Raw genomic sequence first — 11,452 nt, 5'->3', positions numbered from 1 at the left:
CGATGGGGAGCACTCCCCACCCGACCCGCTCCCGACGCTCGCCGGTCAGGCCACGGACGCGCCCATCCGCTCGACCGCCTCGGTGAGCACGTCGACGTTCGTGGCGAGGTTGAGCCGCACGTGGCCGTCACCGCCCGTACCGAACCGCCGGCCGTCCTCGAGCGCGACGCGCGCCCGGTCGAGGAACCAGCGGTGGGGGTCCCGGGCGGGGGTCGGGCCGCCGTCGGGCACCGGATCGGGGTGGTCGAGGCCGCGGCAGTCCAGCCAGGCGAGGTAGGTCGCGTCGCCGGGGCGATACCGGACGGTGGGCAGGTCCTCGGCGAGCAGGTCGGCGAGGAGCCACGCGTTGCGCTCGACGCCCGCGAGGACCGCGTCGAGCCACTCCCCGCCGTGATCGAGCGCGGCGACGTGCGCGAGCACGGCCACGTGCTGCACGCCGTGGCCCGCCTCCTCGGGGATGCGCCGCAGGTCGTCCGCGGCCGCCGGGCCGCCGACTGCCGCGGCCGCCTTGAGGCCGGGCAGGTTCCACGCCTTCGACGCCGAGACGACGGCGACCGCGGCGTCCGCGCCGGGCACGGTGAGCAGCGGTGTGTGGGTGCTGGCCGGGCGGCCGTCGAGACCCGGGCGGGTGAGCGGCGCGTGGATCTCGTCCGCCACGACGCGCACGCCGTACCGGTCGGCGAGCGCGAGACCCGCCTCGAGCTCGGCGCGCGTGTGCGCGGTCCCGGTGGGGTTGTGCGGGTTGCACACGAGCCAGACGGCGCGGCGCCCGCTCCCGGGCCCCTGCCCGTTCGCCGCGGCCCCGGTCGCGTCGGCGAACGCGCGCTCGAGCGCGGCGAGGTCGAGCCGCGCGTCGGCGCCGAGCGGGGCCTCCACGACGCGCCGGCCCTCGTTGCGCACGAACCCGTAGAACGGCGGGTACACGGGCGGGTTCACGACGACGGCGTCCCCCGGCGACGTGAGCACGCGCAGCACCTCGACGACCGCGAGCATGACGTCGGGCAGCGTGCGCGTCGCGGCTCCGTCGAACGTCCAGCCCCACCGCCGCTCGGCGAACCGGGCGTACGCCTCGCCGTACGCGGTGCCGTCGTCGTAGCCGAGGTCGCCGGCGCGCACCGCCGTCGTGACGGCGTCGACCACCGCCTCGCACGGCGCGACGTCCATCTCGGCGACGAACAGCGGCAGCACGTCCGGCGGGTAGGCGCGCCACTTCAACGACGTCCGACGGCGCAGCTCGTCCAGGGTGGGGGCGTCGAGAGGCGTCGCCCGGGGGGCAGGAGGAGAGGCCGCGGTGCTCACCCGACCCACCCTAGGGCGGGCCCGCCTCGTCGACCTCCGCGGGCGCGACCCGGAGCGCCAGCTTGCCGACGTAGTGGTCAGCGAGGGCGCGGTGCGCGTCCTGCACCCGCTCGAGCGGGAAGGTCCGGGCGACGTGGGGCTCGAAGGAGCTGGCGTCGATGATCGCGTTCAGGCGCTCGAGGGCGGACCGGCTCCGGTCCCCGTCGTAGTGGGACACCGTCGCGGCGGGCGGTGTCGAGGGCAGGGGCAGCACGCCGTGCGGCCAGGCGATCCTCCCGGAGCGCTTGACCGCACGGAGGGAGCGTTCCGTCGTCTCGCCGCCCACGGTGACGAGCGCCGCGTCGAGCCCGTCCGGCGAGAGCTCTGCCGCCGCGGCCAGGACGTCGTCCCGGCGACCGTCGACGACGGCGTCCGCGCCGAGCCGCCGGGCGAGAGCGACGCCGTCCGCGCCCGAGGCCACGGCGAGGACCCGGAGCCCACGGTGCCGCGCGACCTGGACGGCCAGGTGCCCGATCCCGCCGCTGGCGCCGAAGACCATGAGCGACTCCCCCGGTCGCTGGTCGAGCAGGTCGAGCCCGCTCAGCGCGGTCAGCGCGTCCCAGGCCAGCACGCCGGCCTGCTCGGTCGACAGCCTGTCGGGCACGCGCGCCACGTGCTCCTCCTCGACGACGCCGTACTCGGCGTAGAAGCCGCCGCGACCGACCGGCACGGTCGCCGCGTAGACGCGGTCGCCGACGGCGAACCGGGTGACGTCGCGCCCGACGGCGGCCACCCGGCCCGCGGCGTCCCACCCCAGCACGTACGGAAACGTCGAGTCGACGCCGAACGCGCCGTCGTACGCACCCTCGCGCTCGACCGCGTCCCACGACCCGACGCCGGCGACCTCCACCCGGACCAGGACGTCACGCGCTCCCACCTCCGGGAGCGACACGCGACGCAGCGACAGCCGGTTCACGCCGCCGAACCGGTCGAGGACGGCCGCGCGCATGCGGGGCAGGTCGGTCGCGGCGTCCGGCGCGGCCGCGGGGTGGTCGTCCATCGGTCCTCCTCAGGTACTTGATCGAATAAAGCAGCAACGTACCAGCGTTGCTTGAGCGCATCAAGCATTCTGGCTACGCTGTGTCGCATGGCTTTGCCGAGCGGACCCACCGCCACCACGTCCGAGGCCGAGGTCGTGCTGTTCGACCTGGTCGACGTGTACGACCGCGCCTACGAGGAGGCGGCCGCCAGACTGTCGCTCAGCGCCGCTCAGGCCTGCGTCCTCGGACGGCTCGACGAACCCCGAGGCATGGGCGCCCTGGCCCGGGAGCTGGGGTGCGACGCGTCGAACGTCACGCAGATCGTCGCCCGACTCGAGGCGGCGGGCCTCGTGGCCCGCGAACCGGACCCCGCCGACCGTCGCGCACGACGGGTGACGCGAACCCGCCAGGGAGACGAGCTCGACCGCCGTTTCCAGGAGACCTTCACCTTCGCGCGCGCGGCCGTCGGCAGACTCACGCCCGACGAGCAGGACCAGCTGACGGCGTTGGTGCGCAAGGCGCTCGGCTGACCTCGGAGGCCGCCTACGCGCTCTCCGGGGCGGGCTCGGGTGTGCTTCCCGCGCCCGTCGGCTCCTCGGCGGCGGCGTTGGCTGGGCTGGTCGCGAGGACGACGCAGCCCGCGACGGCGAGGACCGTGGCGAGGACGGCCGGGACCGCCCAGCCGTCGCGCACGACGTCGCCGAGGACGAGGAGCCCTACCGCGCCCGGGACGAGGACCTCGACCACGGAGACGGTGGCGGCGACGGATCCGACGTTGCCCTTCTCCAGAGCACGGAGGTACCCCAGGACGCCCGCCGCGCCGGCGAGGACGATCGCGATCGTGAGCGGCTGCAGGACGGTGTCGAGGATGTCGCCGGAGGCGTGCGCCCCGCGCGCGGCGATCGCCGCGACGGAGTAGCCCAGCCCGCCGACGAGCGCGAGGAGGATCGGGTGCCCGCGGCGGTAGGCGAGCAGGAAGGCGACCACCAGTACCGCGCCCGCCACGATCGTCCAGGTCGCGAATCCGGCCGGCGGCTCGGCCGCGGGCTGCTCCCCGGCCGAGAGGGCGAGCACGACGAGCGCGACGACGACCACCGCGATCGAGGCGAGGTCGGTGGGCCGCAGCGTCGCGTGCAGCACCACGCGGGCGAGGATCACGACTCCGACGAGCGAGGACGCGATGATCGCCTGGACGACGAACAGCGGCAGATGGTCCAGGGCGAGCAGGGACAGGCCGAACGCGACGCCGTCGAGCGCGAGCCCGCCGATGACGAGCGGGTGGCGCACCGCGGCCATGCCGTGCGTGCGCCGCGTCGCGACCGCCTGCATGATCGTGGCCACCGCGTAGGCGACGGCGGCCGCGACGGCCGCGGCGACCGACAGGATCATGACGCTGCCCCCACGCCGCGCAGGAACCGGCCGATCACCGGGATCTCGGTGACGCCCTCGGCCCCCGCGAGGACCATCGCCTGGGACGCCGCGTACTCGGCGGAGTCGAGCACGACGTAGCGGTGGGTCCACACGGGGTCGAACTTCTCGTTGAACGCGCCGAGGGTCGCCATCTGGGTCCCCTGGGACAGCCGCACGAGGATCGGCCGGACGAGCTGGTCGAGGCGCCCCTCGCGCTCACCCTCGAGCACCTCGCGCAGCACGGCGAAGTTCAGCCCGAGCCCGCGCATCCCACGTGTGGCGAGCTCGGCGATCGTCGCGGCGATCGTGGCGTCGATGAGGCCGTTGGGCACGTCGTCGGCATCGGTGCGGCGCCGCATGACGTCGAGCGACCAGCCGTCGATCGCCGCGGCGGGCACCCACTGGCAGAACGCGTCGACCCTGCCCTCGGCGTTGCGCGTCACGGACAGCGCGAGGCCCGTGTCGTCCGGGTCGAACAGGCGCGAGAGCGTCATGGAGAACCCCCGCTCGTCCTCGCCCTGCCGCGACTCGTCGCTCATGGCGAGGATCGCGTCCCGGAGGCCGGGGTCGATCGTCGCCGGGTCGTGGAACGTCGTCGTGTACCCGGCGCGGGCCACGCGGTTGACCGCCTGGCGCAGCGACTTGTGGTCGTGCCCCGCGAGCGTGAACGTGGAGCAGTCGACGGTGGCCTCGTCGCCGAGGTAGACGCTGCGCAGCCCGGACCGCTCGTAGACGGGCAGCCATTCCGCGGCCGCGGCGACGACGGCGACCGACCAGCCCGACGCCGCGGCGTGGTCGAGCAGCTCGGCCCACACGGTCTCGCGCTCGTCCTCGGGCCCGACCGGGTCGGGCGACACGAGGCACACCCCGCCGCGCACCGAGTGCGCGACGACGGACCGTCCGACGAAGAACCAGTCCTTGTCGTCGCGCAGCGCGAAGTAGTCGAGCGTCCCGCCGCCGTACCGCTGCACGACGGCGCGCGCCCGTTCCCGCTCCTCACGACGCTCCCCGGGCGACAGCCGTGTCGCGGCGCGCGGAGACAGGAGCCACCACAGCACGAGCGCGACGACGGCGAGGTCGACCACGGTGGAGACGCCGGCGACGACCTGCACCACCGTGTCGTCGAGCGCGGCCTCCGGGTCGTCGGCGCGCAGCACCACGACGACGAGCGCCGCGATCGCGAGCACCCACGCCACCACGAGCAGGGTCAGGAGCAGCACGGCGCGCCGGACGGCGCGCCGGGTAGGGAGCACGGGGAACGACCGCCAGCGGGTCGCGAGCCACCCGACGCCCGCGAGCACGAGGACCGACGGGACGACGTCGACGCCGCGCGCCACGTGCAGACCAGCGGTGAGCCCGAGCACGACGACGGTGACTGCCCACGCCAGCCGGTGCCCGCGCCGCAGCCCGCGCGCGGTGAGGAACAGCACGAGGGAGACGAGCACGAGCGTCGACGACGCGCTGCCCGGCGTCAGGCCGGGGACGACGTCGCGGTAGAGCGTCAGGTGCGACCACAGCCCGCGGACCACGACGGCGACGAGCCCGAGGACGGCGAGCGCGAGGACGACGCGCGCCGTCACAACCCGGACCCGGACACGGCGCCGCTGCTCGTCGAGCGGCGAGGCGACGGTCCCGGGATCAGCGGTAGGGCTCACCGTCAGATCATCCGGGACGGTCCTGCCCGGCGCACCCGCGGTCACCCCGCCGGCAGCACGAGACCTACGAGGCGTCGTCGTCCGGGGCGGACGTCGTGCCGCGCCGGCGCACGTGGGCCGGGCGCTCGTCGTCGTGCACCGCGCGCCACACGCGCGTCACGACGAACCACACGACGGCCGCCGCGACGACGCCGATGACGATCTTCTGGAACACGCCAGCGTACTGCTCGACCACGTGCCACTGCTCGCCGAGCAGGTAGCCCGCGCACACGAAGAGCGTGTTCCAGATCGCGCTGCCCGCGGCCGAGAGGCCGGTGAACTTCCACAGGGGCATGCGCTCGACGCCCGCGGGGATGGAGATGAGGCTGCGGAAGATCGGGATGAAGCGGCCGAAGAAGACGGTCGCGCCGCCGTGCCGCAGGAAGAACTGCTCCGTGCGGTCCACGTCCTCGACCTTGACCAGCGGCAGCCGCTCCGCGATCCAGCGCGTGCGCTCGCGCCCGACGAGCGCCCCGACCGCGTAGAGCGCGAGGGCGCCGACGACCGACCCGGCCGTCGTCCACAGGATCGCCTCGACCAGGCCGAAGCTGCCCTGGCTCGCGGTGAACCCCGCGAGCGGCAGGATGATCTCGCTCGGCAGGGGCGGGAAGAGGTTCTCCAGCGCGATCGCGAGCGCCGCGCCCACCGGGCCGAGCGTCTCCATGAGGTTCACGGCCCACCCGGCGACGCCGTCGAGCGCGGGCTCCGCGGCCGTCGAGGCGGCAGGAAGGGCTGCGGAGAGTCCGGTGGGCATGGTTCACGAGCCTAGGCGAGCGGCGCGGGCGCGAGGCACCGATGAGTTCGAGAGCATGTGGAGGTCTCGTGGGAGCGTCGGGAAGCGTCCGGACGCTCGGCCAAGGAGAAGGAGTCGGCATGAGGATCACCACCACCGTCGAGTCAGGCGGCGGCACGACGACGGGGCTGCCCGTCCCGGAGGACGTCGCCCTGTCGTTCGGGCGGGGCAGGAAGTTCCCCGTGCGCGTGACGATCGGCGGGCACACGTACCGCTCGTCCCTCGTGTTCTACCGCGGGCAGTTCGTCATCTCGCTGAGCGCGGCCAACCGGGAGGCGGCCGGGGTGGCCGCGGGCGACGAGGTGGAGATCGACGTCGAGGTCGACGACGCGCCGCGCACGGTCGAGGTCCCCGCGGACCTCGCCGACGCGCTCGGCACCGCCGGGGTGCGCGAGGCGTTCGACGCGCTGTCGTACTCGAAGCAGCGCGCGATCGTCGAGCCCCTGGAGGCCGCGAAGACGCCCGAGACGCGCCAGCGCCGCATCGACAAGGCCGTCGCGTCAGTGCGCTGAAAGAGTTGTCAGCACGAGGGGACCCCCCGCGGTCACCCGGTGCTGACGACGAGCGCGTCGATGAAACGTACCGGCTCCCAGGCGTCCCACTCGGCGTTCGCGACGACGGCGACCGTCACCCCGGGTGCCGCGGCCGGCGGGAGGTCGCCCGCCGCCGTCGCACCACCCGCGTCCGGGTAGTGCCGCAGGATCGCGCTCGACCCGGTGTTGATGCCCTCCTTGTACGCCGAGCGCAGGCTGCCGTCGGCGAGGAGCTCGAACTCGAGACCGAAGCCGTAGTGCACGCTCGCCGCTCGCTCGACGGTCGGCGCGTCCTTGTCGTCCGTCTCGTCGGTGTCGCCGTCGTCGTGCTTCACCTGGGGCGTGAGGAACGCGCGCGTGAGGTCGGACGGCAGGAGCTCGCCCCCGCGGACCGCCGCCCAGAACCGGGTGAGGTCGCCCGCCGTGACGTGCGCGCCGCCGTCGGGCGAGCCGACGGGCGGGTAGGAGTAGACGTTCTGCCGCCACCCGGTGAGGCGGCCCTCGCTGCGCGGGCCGTCGTAGACCGGCTCCCACCCCTCCGCGACGTCCGCCTCGGCCTCGTCCATGCGGAAGAACCCGGAGCGGTCCATGCCGGCGCGCGCGAACACGTGCTCGCGGACGTGGTCGCGGTACGTCGACCCGGTGACGGCCTCCAGCGCGAGGCCCGCGAGCACGAACCCGACGTTGCAGTACCGGCAGCCCTCGCCCGGCAGGAAGTTCGGCTCCTTGTGGACGAAGCCCGGGAGGAAGTCCGCGGTGCGGGTCACCGAGTAGTTCGGCCGGTCCACCCACAGCGCCTCGTAGGACTCGCCGGCCTCCTCGTCGGCGTCGTCCGCGATCCCCGACGTGTGCGTGAGTAGGTGCCGGATCGTCACCTCGCGGGGGATGGCCGTGCCGGCGAGGTCCACGTGGTCGTGGATGCGGTCGTCGAGCCCGAGCCGGCCGTCGCCCACGAGCTGGAGCACCGCGACGGCGGTGAAGAGCTTGGTGATCGACGCGACGTCGAACCGCGTGCTCGCGCGGACAGGGACGCCCCAGCGCCGCGACGCGATCCCGTACGCCTCCTCGAACACCGGCTCGCCGTCGCGCTCGATCCGGACGACGCCGGAGAACGCGTCGTCGTCCGCCCTCGCGCGCAGGTGGGCGTCGAGACCAGCGAGACCTTCGTCGTCGAGCGGGCTCATGCCCTCGAGGGTAGGCCGGACGCCGCGCGGTGTCCCGTCGATATCGGGGCTCCACGCGGAGGGTTGTGCCCCACGCGGGGGTACGCCCCCGCGCGCGAGGGTCGCGCGTAGGCGCGCGCACCCGGGCGTGTCGGCGCGCGCACCCGGTCGGGACGACGCGACGGGGGCGAACCTCAACCGTCGGTTCAGGCGGCGGGGACGACGAAGACCGCCCGCAGCAGTCCGGACAGGTGATCCACGTACTTCTCGGTGGACCAGCCGCGGTCGATCATCAGGTTGTCCATGAGGTCGTGGGACATGAGCGCCCACAGCATGTCGGTCGCGTCGTCGACCGTCCACGACGGCTTCAGCAGGCCGTCGCGGTGCAGCGCCTCGACCAGGTGGCTGCAGAGCCTGCGCTGGTTGGCGGCGACCACCTCCCAGTGAGCGGCGAAGTCGGGGTCGCGGCGCCGTTGCCGGTGAATCGCTATCGCGACTGGCCGGACCCGTTGACGGAGCCTGGCGAGATGGGCCGCGAACTCGTCCAGCGCCGTGACCGGGTCCACCGTGTTCAGCACTCGACGAACGGAATCGGCCAGCCCTTCGACCTCGGCCACGTGGTCGTACAGGGCTAGCAGCAGATCCGCCCGGGCCGGGAAGTGGAGGTAGACCGTCCGCCGCGTCACCCCGGCCCGTCTGGCCGTGGCGTCCATCGTCAGCGCCTCCGGGCCGAGCTCCTCCAGCAGCGCACGCGCGGCGGCGAGCAGGGCGGCGCGCGTGCGCCGGCTGCGTGCGTTGGAGGGGACCGCGATCGATCCGCTCATCACTACCTCCTCTGGCTGTGCCCTGGTCGTGGCGCACATCACTTGCCACGAACTATACACAGAGAGTACTTTCGCCAAGTAGTCACACTGTGTAGTTCCCACGCTTCGCCGTCACCCGGAGGATTGCCATGGCCGTGAACGAGATCGACACCACAGCGCGCACCCGCCGCCCGGCGATCACCGTCGCTCTGTGGGTCACGCAGGCGTTGCTGGCCGCACACTTCGCCTATGGCGGTGTGACCAAGCTCGCCGCGCAGCCCGAGGTCGTCGAGACCTTCGATGCCATCGGTCTCGGCCAGTGGCTGCGCATCGTGACCGGCGTGCTCGAGGTGGCCGGGGCCGTCGGGTTGCTGATCCCACGGCTGTCCTCGCTGGCAGCCCTCGGGCTCATCGGCGTCCTGACCGGCGCGACTCTCACCCACCTGTTCCTGCTGCCCGGGACGGAGGTGGTCGCGATCTTCACCACGGTCGAGGCGATCGTGCTCGCCCTCGTCGCCTGGGGACGGCGTAGCGACCTCAGGGGCCGACGGACCGGGCGATCACGCGTCGTAGCGGGACCTGGAGCGTGAGCGGTCGGCGTCGGATACGGGCCTGCAGCGTGTCGCGGGCCGCCTGGGCCCGGCTGGCGGACAGGCCCGGGAGATACAGGCCGTCGAGCAGCACGGTGACGTGGTCCGGATCGCGCAGGCGGAGCGGGAATGCGCGCCGGATGTCGCTCTCGACGTGGATGCCGGCCGCTCGTAGCGCTCGCCCGGGCGCCGAGACCATCGCCGGCTCGGGCGAGTAGAGGCGCCACGTGCGCAGCGCCCGCAGGACGGGCATCCAACCCCAGGCGTGGCGCGGGCCGGGCCGGGCGGGAAGCAGGGCGGCGACACGACCGCCCTGCTCGAGCACCCGATGGATCTCCGCGAGGACGACCTCTGTCGGGGTGAGCACATGCAGTGACATGGCCGCGCACACCGCGGCGAACGAACCCCGCGCGAAGGGGAGCGCGGTGGCGTCGGCGCGAACCAGCGGGCCGCGCCCGGCTCGGGTCGCGGCGGCGAGCTCTCCCGGGGACCGGTCGACGCCGACCCAACGGCGGCCTGGCAGGAGGTCGCGCGTGGGCGCCGACCCGCAGGCGAGGTCGAGCACGGGCCCGCTGTCGGGTACCCCGCCGAGCCCGTCGACCAGCCACTGGTAGGGCGAGGAGTCGCACAATGCCAGGAACCGTTCGGTGATCGCCGGGCGAGCGTCGTGGTAGTCGGACAGGTAGGTCCGCCACACCGGCTCGCCGAGCTCACGCACCGGCGTCCGGCGGTGCGTACCGCCGGGCCGGGCGGGCGGTCCGGCCGCCGAAGGTGCCGAAGAACTGGGCAGCGGCCTGCTGCACCGCGACCGACCACGTGGGGTAGGCGTGCACGGTCTGGGCCAGCCGTCCGGTCAGCATCTTGGTGCGTATCGCCAGGGTGGGCTCGTGAATCATCTCGCCGGCACGGCGGGCCACGATGGTCGCGCCCAGCACCCTGCCGCCTCCGAGGCGCCCGATGATCGGGCGCGGCCCGGCCACCAACCGGACGAAGCCTGCGGTGGCGTCGGCCGTGACGGCTCGGTCCACCTCAGACATCGGAAGGTAGGCGACGCGAGCACGGGAGCCCGCCACGTCGGACTCCGTGACACCGACCGTGGCGACCTCGGGGTCGGTGAAGATCACCGCCGGGCTCGCGGCGGCGGAGAACGTGGGCCGCCACCGGCGCCGCAGCGCCGCCAGGGCAGCGACCCGCCCCATCGCGAAGGCGTCGTGGGTGTGCCCGGACAGGCCGGTCACGTCGCCCGCGGCGTAGATGCCTTCGACCGTGGTGGCGAGATGCTCGTCGACGACGACGAAACCGCGCGCGTCGGTGCGCACGCCAGACCCCTCGAGCCCGAGGCGGTCTGTCACCGGGCGTCGGCCGGTCGTGACGAGGATGCGCTCGGCGTCGATCTCGGCGACATCCGCGACGGACGTCCGGGTCCGAACCTCGACACCGTCCGCGGCCAGTGCCCGGGTCAGCACGGCAGAGACGTCCGGCTCGGCGTCCGGCAGCAGACGGTCGCCCGCCTCGATGAGCGTCACCGGCACGCCGAGGCGGGCGAACGCTTGCGCGAGCTCACAGCCCGTCGGGCCAGCGCCCAGGATGGCGAGCGACCTCGGCGCCTCGGTCAGGTCGAACACCGTGTCCGTCGTCAGGACGGCACGGTCCGCGGGCAGGTCGTCGATGCCGGTGAGGGGCGGAAGCACCGGCGTCGTCCCCGTCGCGAGGACGACCCGCCGCGCGAGCACGCGCTTCCCGTCCACCTCGAGCTCGTGCCGCACCTCATCGCGACCTGCACTCCGATCACCCCGACCACCCTGGCCGAGCAGCCGTCCCCGGCCGCGCCACACCTCGATCCCGTGCCGACGCTGCACCGACTCGTCCTCGGTGGAGGCGATCTGCGCCACCGTCTCGCGCACCCGCCGCACGGCTGTCGCGAAGTCGTCGCCACGTGCGGCCGCTTCCAACAGCGTCTTCGACGGAACACACCCGGTGAACGTGCAGTCGCCGCCGAGGTCGCCCTCGGCCACCAGCAGCGCGCGTGCCCCGTGCTGCACTGCCGTCTCGACGGCCGCGAGGCCTGCCGTGCCACCCCCGACCGCCACGAGGTCGTAGACACCCTGAGGTCGCGGAGCGTCGTGTCTCACGGTGGTTCCTCTCGAC

12 protein-coding genes are annotated in these 11,452 nt (G+C 73.9%); 3 read left to right on the top strand and 9 right to left on the bottom strand.

What is annotated here, in order from left to right:
- Positions 1 to 45 precede the first annotated feature (45 nt).
- Both AC4H2H_RS06790 and AC4H2H_RS06785 read right to left on the bottom strand, forming a co-directional pair.
- Complete coding sequence (locus AC4H2H_RS06790; protein ID WP_494370039.1) at positions 46 to 1,299, bottom strand: aminotransferase class I/II-fold pyridoxal phosphate-dependent enzyme; 1,254 nt, start codon at positions 1,297 to 1,299, stop codon at positions 46 to 48.
- 10 nt (positions 1,300 to 1,309) lie between these two features.
- Positions 1,310 to 2,338 (bottom strand): quinone oxidoreductase family protein, encoded by a 1,029-nt coding sequence (locus tag AC4H2H_RS06785; protein ID WP_494370038.1) that lies wholly within the window; start codon positions 2,336 to 2,338, stop codon positions 1,310 to 1,312.
- Between the two features lie 87 nt (positions 2,339 to 2,425).
- Between AC4H2H_RS06785 and AC4H2H_RS06780 the strand changes: the two genes are divergently transcribed.
- Entirely contained in the window at positions 2,426 to 2,848 is a 423-nt protein-coding gene (locus tag AC4H2H_RS06780) for a MarR family winged helix-turn-helix transcriptional regulator (protein ID WP_494370037.1), read from the top strand.
- Positions 2,849 to 2,861: 13 nt separating this feature from the next.
- Here AC4H2H_RS06780 and AC4H2H_RS06775 read toward each other — a convergent pair whose 3' ends face one another.
- The 3 genes from AC4H2H_RS06775 to AC4H2H_RS06765 all read right to left on the bottom strand — a co-directional run bounded on the left by AC4H2H_RS06775 (position 2,862) and on the right by AC4H2H_RS06765 (position 6,176).
- The gene (locus tag AC4H2H_RS06775) at positions 2,862 to 3,707 is read right to left on the bottom strand and encodes a hypothetical protein (protein ID WP_494370036.1); all 846 of its coding nucleotides are present in this window, start codon (positions 3,705 to 3,707) and stop codon (positions 2,862 to 2,864) included.
- A complete protein-coding gene (locus tag AC4H2H_RS06770; RefSeq protein ID WP_494370035.1) occupies positions 3,704 to 5,383 on the bottom strand; it encodes a bifunctional lysylphosphatidylglycerol flippase/synthetase MprF in 1,680 nt (559 codons plus the stop codon). Before AC4H2H_RS06770 ends, AC4H2H_RS06775 begins: the two co-directional genes overlap by 4 nt.
- Positions 5,384 to 5,447: 64 nt before the next feature.
- Positions 5,448 to 6,176, bottom strand: coding sequence for a DedA family protein (locus AC4H2H_RS06765; RefSeq protein ID WP_494370034.1), 729 nt, complete (start codon positions 6,174 to 6,176; stop codon positions 5,448 to 5,450).
- A gap of 119 nt (positions 6,177 to 6,295) precedes the next feature.
- On the opposite strand from AC4H2H_RS06765, the gene AC4H2H_RS06760 reads away from it, so the two are divergent.
- Entirely contained in the window at positions 6,296 to 6,727 is a 432-nt protein-coding gene (locus tag AC4H2H_RS06760; protein WP_494370033.1) for a DUF1905 domain-containing protein, read from the top strand.
- A gap of 32 nt (positions 6,728 to 6,759) precedes the next feature.
- Here the strand turns inward: AC4H2H_RS06760 and AC4H2H_RS06755 are convergent, their stop codons facing one another.
- Positions 6,760 to 7,932, bottom strand: a complete 1,173-nt coding sequence (locus AC4H2H_RS06755) for a serine hydrolase domain-containing protein (RefSeq protein ID WP_494370032.1) — start codon at positions 7,930 to 7,932, stop codon at positions 6,760 to 6,762.
- Between the two features lie 185 nt (positions 7,933 to 8,117).
- Positions 8,118 to 8,735: a TetR/AcrR family transcriptional regulator gene (locus AC4H2H_RS06750; RefSeq protein ID WP_494370031.1), complete on the bottom strand. Its 618-nt coding sequence runs from the start codon at positions 8,733 to 8,735 to the stop codon at positions 8,118 to 8,120.
- 128 nt (positions 8,736 to 8,863) lie between these two features.
- Here AC4H2H_RS06750 and AC4H2H_RS06745 point away from each other — a divergent pair, with 128 nt between their 5' ends.
- Complete coding sequence (locus AC4H2H_RS06745) at positions 8,864 to 9,304, top strand: DoxX family protein (protein WP_494370030.1); 441 nt, start codon at positions 8,864 to 8,866, stop codon at positions 9,302 to 9,304.
- Here AC4H2H_RS06745 and AC4H2H_RS06740 read toward each other — a convergent pair.
- Positions 9,252 to 10,022, bottom strand: coding sequence for a class I SAM-dependent methyltransferase (locus AC4H2H_RS06740; protein ID WP_494370029.1), 771 nt, complete (start codon positions 10,020 to 10,022; stop codon positions 9,252 to 9,254). The genes AC4H2H_RS06745 and AC4H2H_RS06740 overlap by 53 nt on opposite strands.
- Positions 10,015 to 11,436 carry a dihydrolipoyl dehydrogenase family protein gene (locus tag AC4H2H_RS06735; protein WP_494370028.1) on the bottom strand — a complete coding sequence of 474 codons (1,422 nt, stop codon included), beginning with the start codon at positions 11,434 to 11,436 and terminating at the stop codon, positions 10,015 to 10,017. Before AC4H2H_RS06735 ends, AC4H2H_RS06740 begins: the two co-directional genes overlap by 8 nt.
- Between the last annotated feature and the right edge of the window lie 16 nt (positions 11,437 to 11,452).

This window comes from Cellulosimicrobium sp. BMG9.22 (assembly GCF_059159975.1).
This window is presented reverse-complemented; position numbering and strand designations above follow the sequence as displayed.